Origin of the sequence: Sulfitobacter sp. UBA1132 (assembly GCF_002311545.1) — a bacterium.
Classification (GTDB): Bacteria; Pseudomonadota; Alphaproteobacteria; order Rhodobacterales; family Rhodobacteraceae; genus Sulfitobacter; species Sulfitobacter pontiacus.
The window spans coordinates 1-23,998 of the sequence record NZ_DCAN01000019.1 but is presented as its reverse complement, the minus strand read 5'-3'; the positions used below and the strand labels follow the sequence as shown (position 1 = coordinate 23,998).

Sequence of the window (23,998 nt, the reverse complement as noted above, 5' to 3'; positions counted from 1 at the left end):
AACCGCTGCTTACTTCGCGGCGCGCGAGGTTTCGAGCGGTTTCTTAGGACAAGACAGTCCGGCGCGATCAAAAGCGCCGGACTGTATGGGCGTAGTTCAGGCGATTTTTACCAGTTCGATGTCGAACTGCAGGTCTTTGCCCGCCAGCGGGTGGTTGGCGTCAAGGGTCACAGTGGCGTCGTCAACCTCGACAACCATCACCGGCATCGCCTGCCCGTCCGGGGTTTGCATCTGCAGCTGCGTGCCGATTTCCAGCGGGATATCCGCAGGGATGCCTTCGCGTGGCACGGCCTGACGCATCTCGGGGTTCACATCGCCGTAGGCCTCTGCGCTGCCGATCTTGACGACTTTCTTGTCGCCGACTTCCATGCCGGGCATCGCGCTGTCGAGGCCGGGGATGATCTGGCCGGACCCGACCGTGAACTCCAAAGGCTCGCGCCCTTCCGAGCTGTCGAAGGTGCTGCCGTCAAGCAGGGTACCAGTGTAGTGAATAGCAACAGTATCGCCGGATTTAACCTGCGTCATAGAAAGCTCCGATCCATAAAGGGAAAATACAGGAGGCCGCGTATCTGCGCGGGTGCTCCGGGTTCGGCGCGCAGTGTTTCAAGCCTGCGTCCCGTCGTAAACCCCCATGAGGCCAGTTTTTCGGCCTTTTCTGTCGTGACGGGTCGTGACAGTCTTGCGGAAGAAATATTCAGGGGGGAAATCATGGCGATTACAACATGCGTGTTCGACGCATATGGCACCTTGTTCGATGTGGCCGCAGCCGCACGGCAAGCGGCGTCAGAGCCGGATTTTGCAGCGATAAAAGACAGCTGGCCGCAGGTCGCCGAACATTGGCGGCAAAAGCAGCTTGGCTATTCCTGGCTGCGCGCTGTCACCGGTGCACACGATGATTTCTGGCAGGTCACCCAAAACGGGTTGGACTGGGCTTTGGCCAAGACCGGCCACGACAACGACCCCGCCCTGCGCGAACGCCTGCTGGCGCTTTACTGGGAGCTTCAGGCCTTCCCCGAAGTGCCCAAGATGCTGAAAACACTGAAGGAAGCTGGGTTGAATACCGCGATCTTGTCGAACGGATCACCAGCCATGCTGGACGGTGCGGTTTCCTCCGCCAATCTGGGTGACACGCTGGATGCGGTGCTGTCGGTGGAAAGCGTCGGCGTCTTCAAGCCACATACGAAAGTCTATGAACTGGTCGGTCAGCGCTTTGCCTGCGCGACCTCCGAGGTGTTGTTCGTCTCGTCCAACGGATGGGATGCGGCGGCGGCGACAGGCTTTGGCTTTACCACCGCTTGGGTCAACCGCGCGGGAGAGCCGATGGACCGGCTGCCGTGGCAACCGGCCCATGTGCTGCAGGACCTCAACGGCATCCCAGAACTGGCAGGCGTATAATGGCTCATTTCACCACATCCGACGGGCTATCGCTCTATTTCACTGACGAAGGGGCGGGTCTGCCGATTCTCTGTCTTGCAGGATTGACCCGGACCACAGCGGATTTCGACTATGTCACCCCCCATCTGAAGGGCGTGCGTCTGATCAAGATGGACTATCGCGGGCGCGGGCGCTCTGACTTCGACCCTGACTGGTCACACTATTCCCCCCCTATTGAATGTCGTGATGCGCTGGAGCTGCTGGATCATCTTGGCATCGACAAGGCCGCCGTGCTTGGCACCTCGCGCGGGGGGCTGAATGCATTGGGGCTGGCCAAGGGAGCCAAGGATAGGTTGCTGGGCGTCGCCTTTAACGACGTTGGCCCGCATATTGACCCGCAGGGGCTGGATTTCATCATGGGCTATATCGGCCGCAACCCTGCCGCCAAGACCCATGCCGAGGCCGCCGCCGCCATGCCGCGTGTGTTTCCCGAATTTGACGGCGTGCCCGACAGTCGTTGGATGGCAGAGGCGCAAAAGCATTACACCCAGACCGAAAGCGGCTTGCAGATCACTTATGACAAGCACCTGCGCGATGCGGTGGCCAAGGCGTTCTCTGCCCCCTCCCCCGACCTGTGGCCATTCTTTGACGCGCTTGACGGGCTGCCAATTGCCTGCATCCGTGGCATGGCGTCCAATCTGCTGAGCGAGGAAACCTTGCAAGAGATGGAACGCCGCCGCCCCGATATGGTGGTCGCGCGGGTGCCGGGACGTGGGCATATTCCGTTTCTGGACGAACCAGAGGCGGTTGCGGCCTTGAACGAATGGATCGGGAAGATGCAATGAATATCGACATGATCCGCGCGGCAGCGCGGCGGCTGGAGGGGCACGTGCGGCGCACGCCTTTGCTGAACTCTCCGTTTCTGGATGACATCGCGGGGCGGCGCGTTTGGGTCAAGCCCGAGTGCCTGCAACACACCGGCAGCTTCAAATTTCGCGGCGGCTGGTCGGCGGTGTCAGCACTGGAGCCCTCCGTGCGCGCCAAGGGGGTCATCGCCTTTTCCAGTGGCAACCACGCCCAAGGTGTTGCCTATGCGGCCAAGCTGCACGGGGTGCCTGCGGTCATCATCATGCCCGCCGACGCCCCCCGTCTGAAGATCGCCAACACCCGCGCGCTTGGGGCCGAGGTCGTGCTTTATGACCGCATGACCGAGGACCGCGACGCCATCGGCGCGGCTATGGCGGAGGAACGTGGGCTCACGTTGATCAAGCCTTTTGACGACCCGCTGGTGATCGCCGGTCAGGGGACAACGGGGCTCGAAATCGCGCAGCAGGCCGCCGAAGCGGGGATCGCCCGTGCCGATGTAATTGCCTGCTGTGGTGGCGGGGGGCTGACCTCTGGCATCGCGCTGGCGCTTGAAGCCGAAGCACCGGGGCTGCGTGCGCGCACCGCCGAGCCCGAAGGCTTTGACGATGCCGCGCGGTCGCTCGCCGCAGGAGAGATCACGCGCAACGCCGCCCTTGGCGGGTCGATCTGCGACGCCATCGTCACGCCGCAACCGGGCGATCTGACCTTTCCAATCCTCAACCGGCTTTGCGGCCCCGGCCTTGTGGTCAGCGACGCAGAGGCGCTGCAGGCGATTGGCCATGCGTTCAACCGGCTGAAACTTGTTGCCGAACCCGGCGGGGCTGTGGCCCTTGCCGCCGCGCTGTTCCGGCAAGACGAGATCGACGGCGATGATGTGATCGTCACTATCTCGGGCGGGAATGTAGACAGTGATATTTTCTCGCAGGCGCTTGCCACGCTTGACTGACGCCCCACAGGAGGTTCTGACATGAAGATTTTCGATACTGGCGATGTGCGCCTGCATTACCGCGTGGATGGCCCGGAGGATGGCGCACCTGTGGTCTTTGCCAATTCACTGGGGACTGATCTGCGTCTGTGGGACCCGATCCTGCCGCTGCTGCCCAAGGGTCTGCGGATCATCCGTTTTGACAAACGCGGGCATGGGCTGTCGTCCTGCCCGCCCGCGCCCTATGCGATGGGGGCGCTGATTGGTGATACGGAAAAACTGCTGGATCATCTGGGCGTAAAGGGCTGCGTCTTTGTCGGGCTGTCCATTGGCGGAATGATCGCCCAAGGGCTCGCCACCAAGCGGCTGGACCTGATCCGCGCCATGGTGCTGTCCAATACCGCCGCCAAGATCGGCACCAAGGACATGTGGGCAGACCGTGTGCGCGCAGTGCAAGAAAGCGGGATCGAACCGATGGCGGACACCATCATGGAACGCTGGTTCGCCGCCCCCTTCCGCGCCACGCCCGAGCTTGAGCTTTGGCGCAATATGGTCGTACGCCAACCGGCCGAAGGCTATGCCGGTTGCTCTGCCGCGATTTCGGGGACGGATTTCTACACCCCCACGGCGGCGCTGCGCCTGCCAGTGCTGGGGATCGCGGGCTCCGAAGACGGGTCCACCCCCCCTGATCTGGTGCGCGAGACCATCGAGCTGATCCCGGGATCCAAGTTCAAGATCATCCGCAAGGCCGGCCACCTGCCTTGCGTCGAACACCCGCAGGAATATGCAGCGCTGCTGACCGAGTTTTTGCAGAGCGTTGGCCATGTCTGACATCCTTTTGGTCCATGGCTCGTGCCACGGCGCGTGGTGCTGGCGCCATCTGATCCCTGCGTTGCAAGAATTGGGCCACAGCCCCCGTGCGATTGATCTGCCCAGCCACGGCGACGACACGACGCCGGTCAACGCGGTCACGCTCGACAGCTATGCCGATGCGGTGCTTGCGGCCTCTACCCCCGATACGGTGGTGGTGGGTCATTCGATGGGCGGTTTTGCCATCGGGGCGGCGGCACAGAAAAATCCAAGCGCCATGACGCGGCTGATCTATCTATGTGCCTACGTCCCTGCGGCGGGTCTGTCGCTGGCCGAGATGCGCAAACAGGCCCCGTCACAACCGCTGATGCCCGCTGTGCGCCTCGCCCCCGACGGCAAAAGCTTTACCCTTGATCCCGCAATGACAGAGGCGCTGTTCTATCACGACTGCCCGCCGGATGTCGCAGGTTTTGCCGCACCACGCCTCTGTGCGCAGGCCGTGGCCCCGACGATTAAGCCTCTGCCAGATACTGCCCGTGCGGACGCCATGCCGCGCAGCTATATCCGCTGTATGGACGACCGCACCATCCCGCCCGCCTATCAGGTCACGATGACGAAAGACTGGCCAAGCGCGGATGTTCATGAGATGGCCTGCGGGCATTCACCCTTCTTTACCGATCCCGCCGGTCTGGCGCGGATCATTGACGACATTATCCCGAGGTAACCCATGGCCGCCAGCGTCTTTGACAGCCCCCTGTTCGCACAGCTTTTCAACACCGGTGACGCAGGCCGCCTGTTCTCGGACAGCGCTGCGATCCGCGCGATGCTGCTGGTCGAAGGGGCGCTGGCCAAGGTGCAGGGCAGCCTTGGTATCATCCCCGAGATGAGCGCCGCCGCGATCCACCGCGCCTCTCTCGAGATTCAGGTCGACCCCGGGGCGATCGCCGCCTCTACCGGAGAAAACGGCGTGTCCGTGCCGGGGCTTCTAGCCCAATTCCGCGCCGAGATGCAGGCACCGGAATTTGCCCAGCACGTCCATTGGGGCGCGACCAGTCAGGACATCATCGATACCGCGCTGATGCTGCGCCTGCGTCAGGCGCTCAAGCTGGCGGAAACCGATCTGCGCGAGATCATCGCGGCCCTTGCGGCAGGTGCCGAACAGCACCAATCCCTGCCGATGCCTGCCCGCACCTATGGCCAGCACGCCACCCCCACCAGCTGGGGCGCGGTGCTGGCGGAATGGGGCATGCCACTGTGCGATGCGCTCGACCAGCTTGAGGCGCTGCGCGAAGGGGCGCTGTTCGTGTCCCTGTCGGGAGCGGCGGGGACGGGCTCTGCCCTTGGTCCCAAGGCTGCCGAGACCCGCGCGCAGCTGGCCCAAGCGCTTGGGCTGCAAGACCCCGGGCGCAGCTGGCATGTGGACCGCGGCCCCGTGCTGCGCATCGCCGATTGGCAGGGCCGCGTGATGGCAGCGCTGGCGCATATCGCGCAAAGCACGCTGGCGCTGACCATGACCGAAACCGCCGAGCTTGCCCTTGGGGCGGCAGGCGCGTCGTCGACCATGCCGCAAAAACAGAACCCCGTGGGGCCCTCGGCGATTGTCGCCCTCGGGCACCAGTTCACCGGCCAGCGCGCCACGCTACAGGCCGCCGCGGCGCATCAGCATCAGCGTGATGGCGGCGCTTGGTTCGCGGAGTGGATGGCTGTGCCTCAGCTGGCACTGAGCCTTGCCGCCGCGCTGAACCACACCAAAAGCCTTGTCGCGGGACTGACGCCGCACCCTGTGAAAATGCACAGCGCGCTAACGGATGGGCTGGGCCTGATCCACGCCGAAGCGCTGAGCTTTGCCCTGGCTAAGACGATGCCCCGCCCCGCGGCCCAGAAGATCACCAAACAGTTGTGCCAAGATGCGCTGGCCAAACAGGTGCCACTGGCCGATCTGGTCCACGCGGATTACCCCGACGTGGCCAAGACCCTCTTTGACCCGTCAACCCAGATGGGACAGGCCCCCGCAGATGCAGCCGCCTTCGTGGCCCGCGCGCGTGCGCTGTAACCGCGCAACCGGCGTGCGATAGCCCATGCGTCCGGCGGTCATATTTATCATCCTGACCGTCATGATCGATGCCATGGGCATTGGTCTGATCATCCCTGTGATGCCGGACCTGATCGCGCAGGTCCAATCCGCCGATCTGTCACGCGCCGCGCTGTGGGGCGGTGTGTTGGCGACGACATTCGCGGTGATGCAATTCATCTTCAGCCCGCTGGTGGGCAGCCTGTCCGACCGCTTCGGGCGCAGGCCGGTGCTGCTGACCTCGCTGACCGTAATGGCGCGGGTGGTCGCCTTGGTGCTCTTCCGGCGCGTGCGTATAAATCCCGCGCATGTGGACTGACATAACGTAAGCCTGACGCAGCGCGGCGCATATAGCGCTTGCGGGAGGGGGCAGAGCTTGCCACCCTCCCCCAAAACTCACGCGCCCGGAAGGACCCGTTATGCCGTTGATCAAAGCCGCCGTTTGCCATGAATTTGGTGCTCCCCTGACAATCGAAGACGTAGAACTCCGCGCCCCCGAGGGGGCCGAGGTCGAGGTGACGCTGGATGCCGTAGCGATCTGTCATTCGGACATCTCTTTTGCCAGTGGGGGCTGGGGCGGATCGCTGCCCGCGGTCTATGGTCACGAGGCCGCGGGACAGGTGACCGCTGTGGGCGACAGGGTAAGCGGCGTCTCGGTCGGGGATAGCGTCGTGGTCACGCTGATCCGCGCCTGCGGCAGCTGCCCCAACTGCGCCAGCGGTCGTCCTGTGATCTGCGAAACCCCCTATGACGGCGACACCGGCCCGCTGAAAACCAAAGACGGCGGCAAGCTGCATCAGGCCATGGCATCCGGTGCCTTTGCCGAAAAAGTCGTTGTGGATCAGGCGCAGGTCGTCAGGATCAGCGCCGATATTCCCAAGGATGCCGCCAGCCTGATCGCCTGCGGGGTGATCACCGGCGTCGGTGCGGTGGTCAATGCTGCGCAATTGCGGGCCGGTCAAGACGTTGTGGTCATCGGTGCCGGTGGCGTCGGGCTGAACGCCATTCAGGGCGCGCGCATCGCCGGGGCCCGCCGCATCGTCGCCGTGGATATGAGCGCCGAGAAGCTGGAGATCGCCAAGGAGTTCGGGGCCACGGATGGTATCCTTGCCACCGAAGACAAACCCTGGGGGCAGTTGGAACAGGCGATTGGCCGCAAGGGCGTGGATGCGGTGATCGTGACCGTTGGGGCGATCCCTGCCTATAATGACGCGCCGAAATACCTTGCCGCGGGGGGGCGTGTGGTCATGGTCGGCATGCCTCATATCGGCGACGGCGCGACCTATGACCCCGGCACATTCGCCGCAATGGGTCAGGGCACGGTCGGCTCCAAAATGGGCGACGTGGTGATCCAGCGCGATATTCCGTGGATGGTCGATCTATATGCCCAAGGACGGCTGAAACTGGACGAGCTGATCTCGGGGCGGTGGTCGCTGGAGCAGATCAACGACGCGATCGAGGATACCAAGACCGGTGCCGCGCGGCGCAATGTCATCCTGTTTGACCGCTAGCGCCACGGGGGCCAGCCCCCGTACCCCCGGGATTTTGAACCATTTGGAAAAGAGGATCACGCGATGAAATTGCAAGATCTTGAGGTTATCGTCACAGCGCCCCCTGCCCCCGGTTGGGGCGGGCGCTATTGGATATTGGTCAAGCTGACCACGGATACCGGCATTGTAGGCTGGGGCGAATGCTATGCCGCGTCGGTTGGGCCGCAGGCCATGCGGGCGGTGATCGAGGATGTTTTTGCACGTCACATGCAGGGCGAGAATCCCGAAAATATCGAGCTGATGTACCGCCGCGCCTATTCGTCAGGCTTTACCCAGCGACCCGACCTGACCGTCATGGGCGCATTTTCGGGGCTGGAGATCGCCTGCTGGGATATTCTGGGCAAGGATCGGGATCGTCCGGTCTATGCCTTGATCGGCGGCAGGATGAACGAGCGCGTGCGGGGCTATACCTATCTTTACCCGCTGCCGCATCACGATATGACCGCTTTCTGGACCTCGCCCGAGATGGCGGCGGAATCGGCGCTGGACTGTGTGGCGCGGGGCTATACCGCGATCAAGTTCGATCCGGCGGGGCCCTATACCATGCGCGGCGGGCATATGCCGGCGATGACCGACATCTCGCAATCTGTCGCCTTTTGCAAAGCGATCCGCGCGGCCGTTGGCGACAAGGCCGATCTGCTGTTCGGCACCCACGGGCAATTCACCACCGCAGGCGCGATCCGTTTGGGGAACGCCATCGCGCCCTATAGCCCGCTCTGGTACGAAGAGCCGATCCCGCCGGATGCGGTGGAGCAGATGGCCGCCGTAGCGCGTGCCGTGCCGATCCCAGTCGCGACCGGAGAACGGCTGACCACCAAGGCCGAGTTTGCGCCTGTGCTGCGGTCCGGGGCGGCGGCGATCCTGCAGCCTGCCTTGGGCCGTGTCGGTGGTATCTGGGAGGCCAAGAAGATCGCCGCCATGGCAGAGGTCTATAACGCGCAAATCGCGCCGCATCTTTATGCGGGTCCAGTGGAATGGGCGGCCAATATCCATCTGGCAACATCGATCCCGAATGTCCTGATGTGCGAATGTATCGAAACGCCGTTCCACGACCAGTTGATCAAGAGCACGATCAAGGTGGAGGACGGGTTCATCACAGCCCCCACCGCAGCAGGTTTGGGCATAGAGGTGGACGAGGCATTGGCCCGTGCGCATCCCTACACCGGCAACGGGCTTCACCTGGAAATGCAGTCAGCGCCTTGTGATTACGTCAACGGGAATGCGTTTGAAGGTGGGGCACCGTCGGTCAAATCCTGACGGGTCCGGTGGTATGAGGGGGCCGAAGCCCCCTCTGCCAGAGATTTAGAAGAACGCCTGCAGGCCGGTCTGGGCGCGGCCCAGGATCAGCGCGTGCACGTCGTGCGTGCCTTCATAGGTGTTCACCGTCTCGAGGTTCATCATATGGCGGATCACCTGGAATTCGCCGCTGATGCCGTTGCCGCCGTGCATGTCGCGGGACATGCGGGCGATGTCCAGCGCCTTGCCGCAGTTGTTGCGCTTGACGATAGAGATCATTTCCGGCGCGGCGTTGGCGTTGTCCATCAGACGGCCCACTTGCAACGAGGCTTGCAGGCCAAGCGCGATTTCGGTCTGCATGTCGGCAAGTTTCTTTTGGAACAGCTGTGTCTGCGCCAACGGTTTGTTGAACTGCTTGCGGTCCAGACCGTATTGACGCGAGGCGTGCCAGCAGAATTCAGCGGCCCCCAGTGCACCCCAGCTGATGCCATAGCGGGCGCGGTTAAGACAGCCGAACGGGCCTTTCAGACCTTCGACATGGGGCAACAGGGCATCTTCGCCGACTTCGACGTTGTCCATCACGATCTCGCCTGTGATCGAGGCACGCAGCGAGAGTTTGTTGCCGATTTTTGGCGCGGACAGACCCTTCATGCCTTTTTCAAGGATGAAGCCGCGGATCTTGCCGCCGTGCTCTTCGGACTTGGCCCAGACCACGAAGACATCCGCGATCGGCGCGTTCGAAATCCACATCTTGGAGCCGGTCAGCTTGTAGCCGTTGGCGGTTTTCACCGCACGGGTTTTCATGCCCGCAGGGTCAGAGCCTGCATCGGGTTCTGTCAGGCCAAAGCAGCCGATGAATTCGCCGCTGGACAGTTTCGGCAGATACTTCATGCGTTGCTCTTCCGAGCCATAGGCGTAGATCGGGTACATGACGAGGCTAGATTGCACGGACATCATCGACCGATAGCCGCTGTCCACACGTTCAACTTCGCGCGCAACCAGACCGTAAGACACATAGTTGCCGCCCAAGCCGCCGTATTGTTCGGGCACGGTGACACCGAGAAGGCCCATGTCGCCCATCTCGCGGAAGATCGCGGGGTCGGTGGTTTCATTGGCGAAAGCGTCGATCACGCGGGGCTGTAGCTTTTCCTGCGCATAGGCGCGCGCGCTTTCCTGGATCATGCGTTCGTCTTCGGTCAGCTGTTCGTTCAGGCGGAACGCATCCGCCCAATCAAAGCTGCCCATGTCGGGGGCGTCTTTGGCTTTCAATACGGGCAATTCGGTGCTCATGGTATGTCCTCCTCGGGGTTCGGATTTGGGCGCAGTATTGCAAAGCCCGGCGGCAATGACTATCGCTGGTTACTCCTGAACCTATGAGTCAAAGTCATATGATCGCCCCGCGTCGCTTCCTTCCGTCGGTCAACGCCCTGCTCGCATTCGAGGCAGTGGCACGCTTGGGCAGTGCCACATTGGCGGCGCAGGAACTGTCCCTGACGCAAAGCGCGATCAGCCGGCAGCTCAAGACGCTAGAGGCGCAGTTGAATGTGGCGCTGCTGGACCGTCAAGGGCGTCAACTCGTGCTGACGGAGGCGGGAAAAAGCTATGTTATTCAGGTGCGTGACGTTTTGAACAGGCTGGCTCAGGCCTCCATCACCGCGCGCACGAACCCGATTGCGGGGGCGCTGAACCTTGCCATTCTGCCGGGGTTCGGCATGCATTGGCTGGCCCCGCGGTTGCGCGACTTTGCCCAGTCCCACCCGGAGGTGACGGTGAACCTCAGCACGCGGTTGCATCCGTTTTCCTTCCAGAACAGCCCCTTTGACGCTGCAATACATTTTGGCAAGGAAGACTGGCCCGGTGTGCGCTATTTGCCGCTGATGCCCGAGACGGTGGTCCCCGTCTGCGCGCCCGAACTGCTGACCGAACCGCTGGAGGATCCCAGCCAGATCCTGCGCTATGCGCTGCTGCATCTGGAGACCCGCCCGCGCGGCTGGTCGCGGTGGCTGAGCGCGCTTGGTGTCACGCAAGAACCCCCTGCCGGCATGATGTTCGACCAGTTCTCAACCATGGCGCAGGCGGCGGTGCACGGATTAGGCGTGGCGCTGCTTCCTACCTTTTCGGCCGAGCCCTACCTGCGAGACGGGCAGCTTGTGCTGGCATCAACGCAGACGACACAGAGCATCGGGAATTACTACCTCGTCTGGCCCGAGGACCGTGCCGAAACCGCGGCCTTGCAGTCGTTCAAGACGTGGCTCGACGGGCAGACGGGTCAGGTTCTTTAGCATAGGCCAAGGTTCTGAGGCATATCCGCCCTATTTCCGCCGCAATCCTGCATTAGCACACCCTTCATCAGTTTTAAGGGGGGGGCCCCTTTTGAAAGGGAGCATGGATATGCCAATTTCACTTACCAAACTCATTTCTGCTGGCGCGACAGCGGTCACACTTGCGGCTGCCACCGCAGCGACCGCGCAAACCCATGACGTCGTGATCTTTGACGACGCCTTCTTTCCTGCCGTGATCTATGTCGACGCCGGGGACGAGCTGCGCTTTGTCAACAACGCCAGCGCCGCGCGCAACGTCAGCGCGGGTGACGGGTCGTGGTCATCCGGCACGCTGGAAACCGGCAGCAGCTTTAGCCAAACGGTAGAGGCAAACAGCCAAGTGACCTTTATCGGCACGTCACTTGGGGACAATCCCAAAAGCTACTCCGGCGAGATCAGCTTTGACCCCGCACCGCTGAGCGAGTGATCGGGTCAATCCCTGCGCTTGTCGCAGGTGCTTGAAATAAAAACGGCGCGCCCCTGTTTCCAGCGGCGCGCCGTTTCGCGTTAATATGGCGACTTGGCTTACTTCACCGTGATGCGGCCATCGGTATAGGGCGTGTAGGCCCCGTTGGCGGCGATGAATTCAGCCGTTACATCCGCCAGATCGGGACCGTAGTCATAGGCGTTCTGCGCAGAGGTAAACGGCGCATAGCCGTCGCCGCCATTGCGCACATAGTTGTTGGACACGACGCCATAGGTCTTTTCAGGGTCAAGCGGCATGCCGGATACGGTGACATCGCTGATGCGGCTGCCCGGCTCGGCGCTGGTGTCCACGGTAAAGGTCATGCCCGCCACTTGCGGGAAACGACCTGCGACCTCTTCGATCTGGCTCACGCCATTTTCCAGCGCCTCTACCAATGCCGCACCGGTGACCTGAAAGGTCGACAGGGTGTTCTGGAACGGCAGCACCGCCAGCACTTCGCCCATGGTCACCTCTCCGGCGTCGATGGAAGAGCGCAAGCCGCCGCTGTTCTGGATCGCGACCTCGATCCCCTGATCCGCCACACGGGCCAGCATCGCATCGGCGACGAGATTGCCCATCTGACATTCCTGCACGCGGCAGACCGACCGGTCGCCCTCGATCGGTTCGGTGGTTTCGGCGACGACTTTGCTGCGCAGTTCTTCAAGCGGTTGGGCCAGCTCACCGATACGGGCGACGGTGGTCTCGTCCTCTGCGACGCCTGCGTCGATCAGGATCGGATCGCCCGAGGCTTCCTTGATCTTACCCTCGTCATCGAAGGTCACGTTCAGCTCGCCCAGATATTTACCGTAGGCATAGGCCTGCACAATCGCCGTATCCTTGACCATCGTCGGATAGGCCCCTTCGGCTTTTTCATCGGTATTGGACAGCAGCGTATTGGTGTGCCCGCCGACGATCACATCAACACCTGTGGTATTCTCGGCGACCATCTGGTCAACCCCATAGCCCGAGTGGCTGAGCACGATGATCTTGTTGATACCCTGCGCGGTCAGCAGATCGACCTCGCCCTGAACGGCAGCCACGGAATCGGTAAAGACGACGTTGTCTCCGGGGCTCGATAGTTCGTGAGTGTCTTCGGTGGTCAGCCCGATCAGGCCGATCTTTTCACCGCCACGCTCGATCACGGCAGATTTCGCCAGCTTGTCCGCCAGCAGCGGTTCGGCAGAGACATCAGCATTCGACATCAGGATGGGAAAGTCGATCGCCTCCATGAAACCGGCAAGCACTTCGGGGCCATCGTCGAATTCGTGGTTGCCCACGGTCATGCCGTCATAGCCCAGCATGTTCATCATCTCGGCTGCCATCTTGCCCTTGTAGTGGGTGTAGAACAGCGAGCCCTGAAACTGGTCCCCGCCGTCGACCAGCACATAGTTGTTGGTGCGCGCCTTGGCGTCCTTGATCGCGTTGACCAGCCGTGCGGTGCCCCCGAAACATTCACCGGCGGTATTGTCCTCGGCGGAACAAGGGCCATCGTATTTGCTGATCGGTTCAAACCGCGCGTGGAAATCATTGGTGTGCAGGATGGTCAGACTATAATCCGCCGCTGCCATGCCCGAGGTCAGCGCAAGCGCTGCCGTGGCTGTCAGGAATCGTTTCATGATGGGTCCCCCCTTTGGGTTGAATTATGCACCTATGGTGACCCCCAGTTTGCCCCCTTGTCAAAGACCATCTGAGCGCAAACCCGCCCTTCCCCAAGGTCACCGCCCTGCGCTGCGGCAAAGCGCACAGCCCTTGACCGTTTGCACCGACCAAGGCATCACAGCGGCTATGTTGATTTACAAAATTTTCCGCTCCGATGAATGGCAGGCCCTGCGCCGCGACGGCTCTACCACGGGCGCGCCGGTTGATGTCGCCGATGGCTATGTGCATTTCTCGACCTCTGAACAAGCGGCTGAAACGGCTGCGAAACACTTTGCCGGTGAGGCAGACCTGTTTCTTCTGGCCGTAGAGACCGACCGCCTTGGCGATGCGCTGAAATGGGAGGTGTCGCGCGGCGGTGCCGAGTTCCCGCATCTGTACCGCATGCTCATGCTAGAGGATGTGGTTTGGGCCCAGCCCCTGCCCTTGCTGAACGGGGCGCATGAATTTCCCGCTGGCTTTAAGGAAGCTGAATGATGACAGGATATATCGACCCGGATCGCGCACAGTTCGACGCCTTCAAGGGGCTGGACCGCGACACGCCGCTGAACATGGTGAACCTTGTCAAACTGCGCGACAAGGCCGCCTACCCCGACGATCACGCGCTGGCCGCCAAGGCGCTGACAGGGGCGGAAGCGTATAAGAACTACGGTGCCGAAAGCGGTCCGGTGCTGGCGGATGTCGGCGGATCGATCCTGTGGCGCGGCCAGTTCGAGGCGACGCTGATCGGCCCCTCGGACGAGGATTGGGATGTGATGTTCATCGCGCAATACCCCAACGCCCATGCCTTTTTGCAGCTGATCTCGGACCCGCGGTACAAACAGGCGGTGGTGCACCGTCAGGCCGCGGTTGTGACATCGCGCCTGATCCGCAGCGCACCGCTGCCCCTGACGGATGAATTTGCATGAAACGCATGGCCGAGCAGCTGGGGCTGCGCGCCCTGCATCAGGTTGACCCCGAAACGGCCCATGGTCTGGCGATCACCGCACTGCGGCTTGGCTTGGCCCCGACACCCGGTCCGGTCACATCGAAACGGCTGAAAACCTCGCTTGCCGGGATGAGCCTGCCCAACCCTGTCGGCCTTGCCGCGGGGTTTGACAAGAACGCAACCGCCGTCGCGCCGCTGTCCAACGCGGGTTTCGGCTTTATCGAGGTCGGGGCCGCCACGCCCCTGCCCCAACCCGGCAATGACAAACCCCGTCTGTTCCGCCTGACCGAGGACCGCGCGGCGATCAACCGCTTTGGCTTCAACAACGAAGGCATGCAGGCGATCTGCACGCGTCTGGCGCGCCGTGGCGCGGGCGTGCCCGTGGGGCTCAACCTTGGGGCCAACAAGACCAGCACCGACCGCGCCGCCGATTTCGCCCGCGTGATGGAGCTTGCCCGCGATCACGTGGATTTCGCCACGGTCAATGTATCCTCGCCCAATACCGAAAAGCTGCGTGACCTGCAGGGCAAGGCCGCCCTCGCAGCACTTCTGGCCGGCGTGATGGAGGTGCGCGGCGATACGCCCGTGTTCCTGAAAATCGCCCCCGACCTCACCGAGGCGGAGATCGCCGATGTGGCCGAGGTCGCCAATGACGCAGATGTTGCCGCGATCATTGCCACGAATACAACGCTGGACCGCACCGGCCTGAAGAACGCGCAGCGTGACCAGATGGGGGGGCTGTCGGGCGAGCCCCTGTTCGAAAAATCCACGCGCGTGCTGGCGCGCCTGTCGACGCTTACCGATATTCCGCTGGTGGGCGTCGGGGGCATCAGCTCGGCCGAGGATGCCTATGCCAAAATCTGCGCAGGCGCTTCGGCGGTGCAGCTTTATACGGCGCTGGTCTATGGCGGGCTGTCACTGGCGGCGGATATCGCCAAGGGGCTCGACAAACTGCTGAAGCAGGACGGGTTTGACACCGTGGCCGATGCCGTGGGCAGCAACCGCAGCGCTTGGCTTTGACAGGACGCCCCGGCGCAGATCGGGGCGCTATCCGCGCGACTTCGCCCCGACCCTGCGCGGGCGGGGCCTATCCCGCCGCACGCTCCAACGCGGGGTACCGCAGCGCCAGCGTGACCCCACGCGCGACAAAGGACACCAGCAGCGAAATCCACAGCCCGTGGTTGCCCAGCCACGGCACCAGCAGCGCCGCACTTGCACAGTAGATCACAAAGGACACCGCCATCATGTTGCGCATGTCCCGCGACCGCGTGGCCCCGATAAAGATTCCGTCCAGCATCCATGACGCCCACCCCAGCAGCGGGGCCGCGACCATATAGGGCAAGAACACCCGCGCCTCTTCGCGCACAAGCGGGGCCGTGGTCATGAGGTCGATGATCATGCCCCCGCCCCATGCGAAGCCCACGGTCATCAAGGCACAGGCCAGCAGACCCCAGCCGCTGGTCAGCACCGCGCCCCGTCGCAGAACATCACGCTGCTTGCCGCCCATGGCCCGCCCGACCAGCGCCTCGGCCGCAAAGGCGAAACCGTCAAGCGCAAAGGCCGTGATCATCAGGAATTGCAATAGCACCTGGTTAGCGGCGAGCTTTACATCCCCCAACCCCGATCCCAGAAACAGGAACGAGACGAACACCGCCTGCAACAGAAGCGACCGCACAAGGATGTCGCCGTTGACCTTCATCATGTTGATCCAGCGCGGCCCGTCGAACACCTGCGCCCAGTCCCGCCATGCAGGCACTCCAAAAGCCGCACGGCAGAACCACAGCCCAAGCGCCGCCCCCGACCATTCAGCCAGAAAGGTCGCGATGGCGACGCCCTGGATACCCCAGCCGAGCCCCAGCACGAACCACAGGTCCAGCGCGATATTCAGCCCGTTCATCCACAGTTGCACCACCAGCACGGCACGGGTGCGTTCCTGCGCGATCAGCCAGCCGGTGATCGCGTATATCGCAATCGCCGCCGGGGCGGACCAGACGCGGATCCCCATATAGGACCGGGCGAGGTTCTCAACCTCGACGCTGGCCGGAGAAACCTGAAACGCCGCCCAGAACAGCGGTATCTGCAGCATCACCAGCGCAAGGCCCGCCAGCCCGCCGATCAGCAGCCCGCGTGTCAGCAGTGCCGCGACCTCTGCCGCGTCGTTGTTGCCTGCCGCCTGCGCGGTCAGCCCGACGGTGCCCATCCGCAGAAAGCCGAATACCCAGTAGAGCGATGACAGGATGATCGCGCCGATTCCCACGGCTCCGATAGGGGCCGCCAGCCCGATCTGCCCGACGACGCCGGTATCCACCGCGCCCAAGATGGGCACGGTGGCGTTGGAGATAACAATCGGGATGGCGATGTTCAGCACGCGGCGGTGGGTCACCACCTCTTTCGCGGATAGTTTGCCTTGGGCGACGGCGCTGACTTCGCCCTTGGGAATCGCGTCAGTCACGGCGTTGGGGCATCAGGAAATGGCCCGTTGCCTGCGCGAAAAGCTTGCTGCGGTTGTCCTGCCATGCCTCGACATGCACCGAGGCATAGCGCCGCCCCGACCGGTTGATCCGCGCGCGCGCATAGGCATCGCGCGGCAGACCCGAACGCAGGTAATCGACGGTGAAGTCGATGGTCTTGGGCAGTCGTGGCAGATGCGTCGCATCCATCTTGTCGACGGCCAGCGCACCGGATTCAAGATCCTCCCACAGGTATTCCCAGCTGAGCGTGATGATCGACGTGACCTCAAGGAACGAGGCCGTGACCCCACCGTGCAGCGCCTGCAACAGCGGGTTGCCGATCAGCTTGTCGGAAAACGGCAGAACGCCGGTCAGCTCGTCGCCACGGCGGTCGAACTCGATCCCCAGAAAGCTGATGTAGGGCACCCCGTCTACCAGCGCGCGTAGCGCCGCATCGCGACGCTTTTTGACGACCTGTACCGCCTCGGGTTTGCTCCGTGTGCTCATCGTTTGCCCTCCACCGTGAAACTGCCGGTGGCGGTGGCGACCGGGCTGCCGTCTTCTTCGTCCTGTGCCGTGGCGCGCACAAAGGCGACATTCCGCGTCACGTGATAACATTCCGCCCGCGCCGTGATCCGTTGACCGGGCACAGCCGCGCGCAGATATTCGATGCGCAAATCAATCGTCGCCGTCCCACCGGGATTGCTGGGGTGGCTCATCACCGCGGCCCCGCAGCAAGTATCCATCAACGCCGACACGGCCCCGCCATGCAAGACACCTGTGCGCGGATCGCCGATCAGCCGTTCATCATACGGCATGTCGATCACGGCGACGCCGCCGTCCAGCTCTTGCAGTTCCATGCCCAGGGCACCGCTGTAAGGCAGCGCCGCTATGAACTGCTTGGCGATGCGAAGTTTGTCTGACATTTTTTACTTCCTTGGCGTTATTCTCCCCATATCAACCGAGCGGCCAAGCAAGAGCAACCCCAGTGTTGCGCTTGGAAAGTGAACCGCATAGTTTCCGAACTTGAGGAGACCAAGATGACAGACAAACGCCTGAACTTTAAAGAAATGTGTGCGGAGTTTGACGTCACGCCGCGCACGTTGCGCTATTACGAGTACATAGAACTGCTCCACCCCGAGCGCGAAGGCCGGTCGCGCAGCTATGGCGCGCGGGAAATCGCCCGCATGAAGTTGATCATGCGGGGACGCAAGTTCGGGTATTCGCTGGAAGGCATCCGCCAGTGGCTGCTGATCTATGAAAACGAAGGCACCGAAGCGCAAATGCGGGCGTGGGTCGTGAGCGCGGACCGCCAGTTGGGAGAGCTGGCAGAACAGCGCAAGCAGTTGGACGAAGCCATCGAAGAGCTGCAGAAATCTCGCGACGATACAGAGGCCGCATTGGCCAAGCGCGACTGATATTTGTGTGTAGCGCCTTGGGTTTACGGGGCGCTACCATATCTGACAGCCGCTGGCTGGAGGGTGCCGTCGTTGGCAGCATCGAGCGATGGTATGAGAAATCGATGCGATGCGGGCCGGCTTACGCCTGCCGCGCGGCCATCCGACCCATCACATCGGAAAGACGGGTCAGGTCTGCTGCTGTCACAATCAGCTCCGACAGTGAATCAGCGTCGAGGCAGGCAGCAAATTCATACGCCACGTCTTCAACGAGCTTGGCCGCATCCTTGAGCCCCCGCGATGCAGAAGACGCGGAAATCACCGGCCCCTGCGCAAGATCATAGGTATTCGGTGTTGTTGAGGGTTTCGGGGGTTTGTTCTGCGCCACGGCCTGTCCACTTACAGTTGAGAATTCGCCACGACTATGCGTCCGACGGGTGATGCGCACGTCCCGTAAGTGCGCGACATCCGGTCACGCTCCCTTGCATTACGACAGGTTATCCAGCGACGGATCGATCAGGCCAAAGGCCAGCCCCCGCACCGCAGCGCGGGTCCGGTCGGTCACATCCAGTTTGCCAAACAGACGCCGCATGATCGTATCGACCGTGTGTCGCGACACCCCCATGATCTGCGCGATCGAGGTGTTGCTCTTGCCGCGCGCGATCCAACGCAGCAATTCCAGCTCGCGCGGGGACAAGCGCCGATTGGGTGCAGCAGGGCCTGCCACAAGCGCGCAAAACCGCATATGGGCAAACTGGCTGGCGACGTGCAGGTCCAGAACCTCTGCATCGGTCGGGCGCGGCCTGTCGTGGTGGAAGCCGATACTGACCAAAGCATTGCGCGCCTGTGGCCCAAAGACCTGACAGACCAGCCCATCGGCAAAGCCGAATTCCCTCGCTCTGTTCAGATAGGCTTTCTGCTTTTCGGTCAAGGTGGTCAGCTGCGGCAGGTCACGCCAGAAAAACGGGGTGATCTGTGAGGCCGCGAAGGGGGGGAAGGGATCGTCCAGATACAGGTGCTCTTCGGTATACATCCGGTGAAACTCTGCCGGGATACCGATCGCGACAGCGCCAAAGCTGGAGTCCCCAAGCGATTGCACATCAATACTGTGATAGGTGACCGTGCGAAAATCCTGCGCTTTGGCAAAGCGTTGCACCAGCAGCCATAGCGCCGAAACGCTGCTGACCTCGCGCAGACACTCTGTGAATAATCGCGGATCCATATCCTCGGACATATCCCCCCCCGGCCGATAAAACTTGCTCCCCCACACCACTTAGTCGGCGCGAGATACCTATCAATGACCGCCTCGGGAAAATCCCCGTGGGGTTACGCAGATTTACTCAACGTAAAGCAAATGTTTGACGTAGCGTCCAAGTTACGTAAGCTTGTTTCTGGGTTATACCGCTCCCAGTTTAGGTGAAGTTGACCGTTCTACAGCAGTGATAGAATAGCGAGTAACTGATATGTCCAACACTACGATGACCATCCGCGAGATGTGCACCGCCTTCGATGTGACCCCGCGCACCTTGCGGTTCTACGAAGCGAAAGAACTGCTTTTCCCCGAACGTCAGGGACAAAAGCGCCTGTTTACCAAACGGGACCGTGCGCGGCTGAAACTGATCCTGCGTGGCAAGCGCTTTGGCTTCAGCCTCGAAGAAATCCGCCAGTTGCTGGACCTGTACCACATGGGCGACCAGCAACAGACCCAATTGGCGCGCACCTATGACATCGCGCGCGAACGTCTGGCCGACCTCGAAGCACAGCGCGAGGATCTGAACAACGCCATCGACGACCTGCAAAACCAGTTGAAATGGGGGGAGAAAATGATCGCCTCCATCAACAGCGCCCGCAACGCGGCAGAATAGGCCCGCAGTCCGGCGCACCCGAACACCTGATACACCGACCTAGATATACTGACCAAACGACGGCCAGATGGCCAAGGGAGAACACCACATGCCGAGCTACACCGCCCCGATCAAGGATATGCAATTCGTCCTGCACGATGTGCTGAACGTCACCGCGTCGTCCACCCCCGGTTACGACGAGCTTGAGGCGGATTTCACCTCTGCCATTCTGGAAGAAGCAGGCAAGCTGACCTCCGAAGTCCTCGCCCCGCTGAACGCGGTGGGTGATCAGGAAGGCTGCCGTCTGGAGAACGGCGTCGTCTACACCCCCAAAGGGTTCAAGGACGCCTTTGCGAAGGTCAAGGAAGGCGGCTGGACCGGTCTGGACATGCCAGAGCAATACGGCGGCCAGAACATGCCCTATATCCTCGGCACCGCCGTGGGCGAGATGTTCTCGGCGTCCAACCAGGCGTTCACCATGTATCAGGGCCTGACCCACGGTGCGGCCTCGGCGATCCTCGCCCACGGCTCTGACGCCCAAAAAGATACGTATCTGCCCAACATGGTGTCCTGCGAATGGACCGGCACCATGAACCTGACAGAGCCCCACTGCGGCACCGATCTGGGCCTGATGCGCACCAAGGCAGCGCCACAGGAAGACGGCAGCTATAAGATCACCGGCCAGAAGATCTTTATCTCGTCCGGTGAACACGACATGGCCGATAACATCATCCATCTGGTGCTGGCCAAGATCGAAGGCGGCCCCGAAGGCATCAAGGGCGTATCGCTGTTCATCGTGCCCAAGTTCATGGTCAAGGAAGACGGCGCGCTTGGCGAACGCAACGCGGTGTCCGTCGGCTCCATCGAAGAGAAAATGGGCATCCACGGCAACTCTACCTGTGTGATGAACTATGACGGCGCGGTCGGCTACCTGCTGGGTGACGAACACAAAGGCATGCGCGCGATGTTCACCATGATGAACGAAGCCCGCGTGGGCGTCGGCATGCAGGGTCTGGCGCAGGCCGATGTGGCCTATCAGAACGCGCTGGCCTACGCCAAGGACCGCCTGCAAGGCCGTGCCGTCACCGGCACAGAGCACCCCGACAAGCCTGCCGATCCGCTGATCGTCCACCCCGATATCCGTCGCAGCCTGATGGAGCAGAAATCCTTTGTCGAAGGGGCGCGGGCGTTCATCCTCTGGGGGGCCAGCCTGATCGACGCGGCACACCGCGCGGATGACAAGGATGCCGACGGGCTTGTCTCGCTGATGACCCCCGTCATCAAAGGTTTCCTGACCGACATCGGCTATGACATGACGGTCAAGGCGCAGCAGGTCTATGGTGGCCACGGCTATATCGAGGAATGGGGCATGTCCCAGTTCACCCGCGACGCCCGTATCGCCATGATCTACGAAGGGGCCAATGGCGTTCAGGCGCTGGACCTCGTGGGCCGCAAGCTGGCGCAGGACGGTGGCAAACACGTCATGGCCTTCTTTGATATGGTCAAGACCTTCATCAAGGAAAACGCAGGCCAGGACGCCGAGTTCGACGCCAGCTTTATGGAGCCGCTGAAGGCTGCCAGCAAAGACCTGCAATCGGCGGGCATGTACTTCATGCAGAACGGCATGAAGAACCCCAACAACGCGCTCTCGGGGTCGAATGATTTCATGCATATGTTCGGGCATGTCTGTCTGGGCCTGATGTGGGCGAAAATGGGTCTGGCCGCGAAGAAAGCGCTGAAAGATGGCACCGGCGACGCGTCCTTCTACGAGACCAAGCTGGCAACCGGCCGTTTCTACATGGCCCGCCAACTGCCCGCGACTTCGCTGCATCTCAAGCGGATCGAAACCGGCGCGGATACTGTGATGGCGCTGGACGCGGCAAACTTCTAGGTTGCACCGGGGTGGGGACATCCCCCACCCCGATGCTGACTGAAAGGACGCCCGATGCCCAAACGTTTCCGCCTGACCCGCCGCTTCCCTGTCGCCATGACCGAAGACGGCTACCGCCGCCTGAAGAAATTCGCGGCAGAGGCCGGATTGGATGAAGGCGAAGCGCTGTCGTTTCTCTTCGAGAACTTCAACAGCGTGATCGACGAAGAGAACCTGACCGCGCGACTGCGGCTGTTCAACGCGGAACTGGACGGACGAAAGAGGTAGCACACCACCACACCCCGAACGCCCTGCCGAACCCGACCCTTCGGGGAGAGTTTAAGGGGCAAAATGAAGCGCAAACACCCTGCCCTGATCCTGCGATCAGCGCGACCAAAGCAGGGCTTCACTTTGCACGCGGCTCAGCTCTCCAGCCTGCCGCGCGGGGGTTGAATACGACAGGATGATTAGTAACTGATTAACGCAAACCCGCGCATCTTCATTTTGCCGGATAAACTCCACGGGGGTGTGGGGGTGTGAAACCCCCACGGGACGACGACGATCAACACACAGGACTTGAGGGAGGGTTCAGATGACCATCAAACTGCATTGCTTCGGCGAAAGCGGAAACGCCTATAAGGCGGCGCTTGCGCTGCAGCTGTCGGGGCTCGACTGGGAGCCGGTGAAAGTTGATTTCTTCGGCGGCGAAACCCGCACGCCGGACTACCGCACGACGATCAATAACATGGGCGAAGCGCCGGTGATGATTGATGGTGACATCCGTCTGACCCAATCCGGCGTGATCCAGGATTATGTCTCGGAGCAATCCGGCAAATTCGGCGGGAGCAATCCCGAAGAGCGCCGCGAGATCCTGCGGTGGGTGCTGTGGGACAACCACAAGCTTAGCTCGAACGCCGGTATGACGCGTTTTTTGATGAACTTCCTGCCCGAAGACAAGCAGCCCAAAGAAGTCATCGGCTTTATGCAGGGGCGTTTGTCTGCGGCCTATGCCGTGCTGAACGACCATCTGAACGGCCGCGACTGGATTGTCGGCGACGGGATCACCAACGCCGATCTGAGTTGCTGCGGCTATCTGTATTACCCCGAGCCTTTCGGCTTTGTCCGCAAGGACTGGCCCCATATCGACGCGTGGCTCACGCGTCTGAGCGACACACCGGGCTGGAAAGCCCCCTACGACCTGATGCCCGGCAGCCCTGCTGACCGCGCCTGACCCAAAGGGAGACACCACATGACCGAAGCATATATCTACGACGCCCTGCGCACCCCGCGTGGCAAGGGCCGCAAAGACGGCGCCCTGCACGAGCTGACTTCGTTGCGCCTGTCCGCGCTGACGCTCAATGCGATGAAAGAGCGGAACAACCTCGAAGGCCACGCCGTCGAGGACGTGATCTGGGGGAACGTGACCCAGGTGATGGAACAGGGCGGCTGTCTGGCGCGCTCTGCCGTGCTGGCATCCGATCTGGATGAACGCATCCCCGGCCTTGCCATCAACCGTTTCTGCGCCTCTGGCATGGAAGCTGTGAACCTTGCCGCCAACCAGGTGCGCGGTGGCGCAGGCATGGGCTATATCGCCGGTGGCGTTGAAATGATGGGCCGCGTGGCCATGGGCAGCGACGGTGCTGCGATTGCCGTTGACCCTTCGCTCGCGATGGAGCGGTATTTCGTGCCGCAGGGCATCTCGGCTGACATCATCGCGACCGAATACGGCTTTACCCGTGACGAGGCCGACAAGCTGGCGATGCAGTCGCAGCAGCGTGCGAAAAAGGCGTGGGACGAAGGGCGCTTTGATAAATCCGTGATCGAGATCAAGGACCAGAACGGTCTGTCGATCCTCAGCCATGACGAATACATGCGCCCCCAAACCGACATGCAGTCGCTCGGGTCGCTGAACCCTGCGTTCCAGCAGATGGGCGAGGTCATGCCCGGCTTTGATAAGGTCGCGCTGATGAAATATCCGCACCTCGAAAAGATCAACCACATCCACCACGCGGGGAACTCCTCGGGCATCGTGGACGGTGCGGCGGCTGTCCTTATCGGGAACAAGGAATTCGGCGAGAAATACGGTCTCAAGCCACGCGCGCGCATCCGTGCCACCGCCAAGATCGGGACCGACCCGACCATCATGCTGACCGGCCCTGTTCCGGTGACCGAAAAGATCCTTGCCGACAATGGCATGAACATCAACGACATCGACCTGTTCGAGGTCAACGAG

At 62.0% G+C, this 23,998-nt stretch carries 27 protein-coding genes and 1 pseudogene; 20 read left to right on the top strand and 8 right to left on the bottom strand.

All coding sequences use genetic code 11. From position 1 onward, the window contains the following. Window positions 1–96: 96 nt before the first annotated feature. On the bottom strand, window positions 97–525 hold the full coding sequence (locus B4F27_RS13875) for an FKBP-type peptidyl-prolyl cis-trans isomerase (RefSeq protein ID WP_005849439.1): 429 nt from the start codon (window positions 523–525) through the stop codon (window positions 97–99). A 183-nt stretch (window positions 526–708) separates the two neighbouring features. Here B4F27_RS13875 and B4F27_RS13870 point away from each other — a divergent pair, with 183 nt between their 5' ends. From B4F27_RS13870 to B4F27_RS13830, 9 genes and pseudogenes are all read left to right on the top strand, one after another. Further along, complete coding sequence (locus B4F27_RS13870) at window positions 709–1,395, top strand: haloacid dehalogenase type II (RefSeq protein ID WP_286759916.1); 687 nt, start codon at window positions 709–711, stop codon at window positions 1,393–1,395. Further along, window positions 1,395–2,219 carry an alpha/beta fold hydrolase gene (locus tag B4F27_RS13865; protein ID WP_286759915.1) on the top strand — a complete coding sequence of 275 codons (825 nt, stop codon included), beginning with the start codon at window positions 1,395–1,397 and terminating at the stop codon, window positions 2,217–2,219. Before B4F27_RS13870 ends, B4F27_RS13865 begins: the two co-directional genes overlap by 1 nt. Next, window positions 2,216–3,187, top strand: coding sequence for a threonine ammonia-lyase (locus tag B4F27_RS13860; protein WP_286759914.1), 972 nt, complete (start codon window positions 2,216–2,218; stop codon window positions 3,185–3,187). The genes B4F27_RS13865 and B4F27_RS13860 overlap by 4 nt, the downstream gene beginning before the upstream one ends. A 21-nt stretch (window positions 3,188–3,208) precedes the next feature. Next, window positions 3,209–3,997 carry a 3-oxoadipate enol-lactonase gene (gene pcaD, locus B4F27_RS13855; protein ID WP_005849443.1) on the top strand — a complete coding sequence of 263 codons (789 nt, stop codon included), beginning with the start codon at window positions 3,209–3,211 and terminating at the stop codon, window positions 3,995–3,997. Continuing rightward, complete coding sequence (locus B4F27_RS13850; RefSeq protein ID WP_286759913.1) at window positions 3,990–4,700, top strand: alpha/beta fold hydrolase; 711 nt, start codon at window positions 3,990–3,992, stop codon at window positions 4,698–4,700. Before pcaD ends, B4F27_RS13850 begins: the two co-directional genes overlap by 8 nt. Before the next feature lie 3 nt (window positions 4,701–4,703). After that, window positions 4,704–6,029, top strand: a complete 1,326-nt coding sequence (locus B4F27_RS13845; protein WP_286759912.1) for a lyase family protein — start codon at window positions 4,704–4,706, stop codon at window positions 6,027–6,029. 25 nt (window positions 6,030–6,054) lie between these two features. Beyond that, window positions 6,055–6,321: pseudogene (locus tag B4F27_RS13840) on the top strand (MFS transporter); the annotation flags it as partial. A gap of 145 nt (window positions 6,322–6,466) precedes the next feature. Further along, window positions 6,467–7,558, top strand: coding sequence for a zinc-binding dehydrogenase (locus tag B4F27_RS13835; protein WP_286759911.1), 1,092 nt, complete (start codon window positions 6,467–6,469; stop codon window positions 7,556–7,558). Window positions 7,559–7,621: 63 nt separating this feature from the next. Next, entirely contained in the window at window positions 7,622–8,854 is a 1,233-nt protein-coding gene (locus B4F27_RS13830) for a mandelate racemase/muconate lactonizing enzyme family protein (protein ID WP_286759910.1), read from the top strand. Between the two features lie 45 nt (window positions 8,855–8,899). Here the strand turns inward: B4F27_RS13830 and B4F27_RS13825 are convergent, their stop codons facing one another. Then, window positions 8,900–10,123 carry an acyl-CoA dehydrogenase gene (locus tag B4F27_RS13825; protein ID WP_005849449.1) on the bottom strand — a complete coding sequence of 408 codons (1,224 nt, stop codon included), beginning with the start codon at window positions 10,121–10,123 and terminating at the stop codon, window positions 8,900–8,902. A 98-nt stretch (window positions 10,124–10,221) separates the two neighbouring features. On the opposite strand from B4F27_RS13825, the gene B4F27_RS13820 reads away from it, so the two are divergent. After that, on the top strand, window positions 10,222–11,115 hold the full coding sequence (locus B4F27_RS13820) for a LysR substrate-binding domain-containing protein (RefSeq protein ID WP_037966280.1): 894 nt from the start codon (window positions 10,222–10,224) through the stop codon (window positions 11,113–11,115). Window positions 11,116–11,224: 109 nt separating this feature from the next. Further along, complete coding sequence (locus tag B4F27_RS13815; protein ID WP_286759909.1) at window positions 11,225–11,581, top strand: cupredoxin domain-containing protein; 357 nt, start codon at window positions 11,225–11,227, stop codon at window positions 11,579–11,581. 98 nt (window positions 11,582–11,679) lie between these two features. On the opposite strand, the gene B4F27_RS13810 is transcribed toward B4F27_RS13815, so the two are convergent. After that, window positions 11,680–13,236: a bifunctional metallophosphatase/5'-nucleotidase gene (locus B4F27_RS13810; RefSeq protein ID WP_037944716.1), complete on the bottom strand. Its 1,557-nt coding sequence runs from the start codon at window positions 13,234–13,236 to the stop codon at window positions 11,680–11,682. 169 nt (window positions 13,237–13,405) lie between these two features. Here B4F27_RS13810 and B4F27_RS13805 point away from each other — a divergent pair, with 169 nt between their 5' ends. Genes B4F27_RS13805 through B4F27_RS13795 form a run of 3 tightly spaced genes read left to right on the top strand, consistent with a single transcriptional unit; the run spans window position 13,406 to window position 15,224 of the window. Continuing rightward, the gene (locus tag B4F27_RS13805; protein ID WP_037945094.1) at window positions 13,406–13,753 is read left to right on the top strand and encodes a DUF952 domain-containing protein; all 348 of its coding nucleotides are present in this window, start codon (window positions 13,406–13,408) and stop codon (window positions 13,751–13,753) included. Continuing rightward, the gene (locus tag B4F27_RS13800) at window positions 13,753–14,184 is read left to right on the top strand and encodes a DUF1330 domain-containing protein (protein ID WP_286760129.1); all 432 of its coding nucleotides are present in this window, start codon (window positions 13,753–13,755) and stop codon (window positions 14,182–14,184) included. The genes B4F27_RS13805 and B4F27_RS13800 overlap by 1 nt, the downstream gene beginning before the upstream one ends. Continuing rightward, window positions 14,181–15,224 (top strand): quinone-dependent dihydroorotate dehydrogenase, encoded by a 1,044-nt coding sequence (locus B4F27_RS13795; protein WP_074634674.1) that lies wholly within the window; start codon window positions 14,181–14,183, stop codon window positions 15,222–15,224. The genes B4F27_RS13800 and B4F27_RS13795 overlap by 4 nt, the downstream gene beginning before the upstream one ends. Window positions 15,225–15,291: 67 nt before the next feature. Here the strand turns inward: B4F27_RS13795 and B4F27_RS13790 are convergent, their stop codons facing one another. The 3 genes from B4F27_RS13790 to B4F27_RS13780 are packed head-to-tail and all read right to left on the bottom strand — an operon-like array spanning window position 15,292 to window position 17,580. Beyond that, a complete protein-coding gene (locus B4F27_RS13790; protein ID WP_286759908.1) occupies window positions 15,292–16,656 on the bottom strand; it encodes an MATE family efflux transporter in 1,365 nt (454 codons plus the stop codon). Beyond that, complete coding sequence (locus B4F27_RS13785; protein ID WP_064217103.1) at window positions 16,649–17,161, bottom strand: PaaI family thioesterase; 513 nt, start codon at window positions 17,159–17,161, stop codon at window positions 16,649–16,651. Before B4F27_RS13785 ends, B4F27_RS13790 begins: the two co-directional genes overlap by 8 nt. Then, window positions 17,158–17,580, bottom strand: a complete 423-nt coding sequence (locus B4F27_RS13780) for a PaaI family thioesterase (RefSeq protein WP_005849458.1) — start codon at window positions 17,578–17,580, stop codon at window positions 17,158–17,160. Before B4F27_RS13780 ends, B4F27_RS13785 begins: the two co-directional genes overlap by 4 nt. Before the next feature lie 114 nt (window positions 17,581–17,694). Here B4F27_RS13780 and B4F27_RS13775 point away from each other — a divergent pair, with 114 nt between their 5' ends. Next, the gene (locus B4F27_RS13775; protein WP_005849459.1) at window positions 17,695–18,072 is read left to right on the top strand and encodes a MerR family transcriptional regulator; all 378 of its coding nucleotides are present in this window, start codon (window positions 17,695–17,697) and stop codon (window positions 18,070–18,072) included. Window positions 18,073–18,193: 121 nt separating this feature from the next. Here B4F27_RS13775 and B4F27_RS13770 read toward each other — a convergent pair whose 3' ends face one another. Further along, a complete protein-coding gene (locus B4F27_RS13770) occupies window positions 18,194–18,439 on the bottom strand; it encodes a hypothetical protein (protein ID WP_005849460.1) in 246 nt (81 codons plus the stop codon). 99 nt (window positions 18,440–18,538) lie between these two features. After that, a complete protein-coding gene (locus B4F27_RS13765) occupies window positions 18,539–19,285 on the bottom strand; it encodes a helix-turn-helix transcriptional regulator (protein ID WP_037966187.1) in 747 nt (248 codons plus the stop codon). 229 nt (window positions 19,286–19,514) lie between these two features. On the opposite strand from B4F27_RS13765, the gene B4F27_RS13760 reads away from it, so the two are divergent. From B4F27_RS13760 to B4F27_RS13740, 5 genes are all read left to right on the top strand, one after another. Beyond that, window positions 19,515–19,916, top strand: a complete 402-nt coding sequence (locus B4F27_RS13760) for a MerR family transcriptional regulator (protein ID WP_037944722.1) — start codon at window positions 19,515–19,517, stop codon at window positions 19,914–19,916. 88 nt (window positions 19,917–20,004) lie between these two features. Next, a complete protein-coding gene (locus tag B4F27_RS13755) occupies window positions 20,005–21,786 on the top strand; it encodes an acyl-CoA dehydrogenase C-terminal domain-containing protein (RefSeq protein WP_074634798.1) in 1,782 nt (593 codons plus the stop codon). Between the two features lie 54 nt (window positions 21,787–21,840). Next, complete coding sequence (locus B4F27_RS13750; RefSeq protein WP_005849464.1) at window positions 21,841–22,053, top strand: hypothetical protein; 213 nt, start codon at window positions 21,841–21,843, stop codon at window positions 22,051–22,053. A 304-nt stretch (window positions 22,054–22,357) separates the two neighbouring features. Further along, on the top strand, window positions 22,358–22,996 hold the full coding sequence (locus B4F27_RS13745) for a glutathione S-transferase family protein (RefSeq protein WP_286759907.1): 639 nt from the start codon (window positions 22,358–22,360) through the stop codon (window positions 22,994–22,996). Between the two features lie 18 nt (window positions 22,997–23,014). Then, the coding region (locus tag B4F27_RS13740) for an acetyl-CoA C-acetyltransferase (RefSeq protein WP_286759906.1) at window positions 23,015–23,998 on the top strand (984 nt) is incomplete at its 3' end.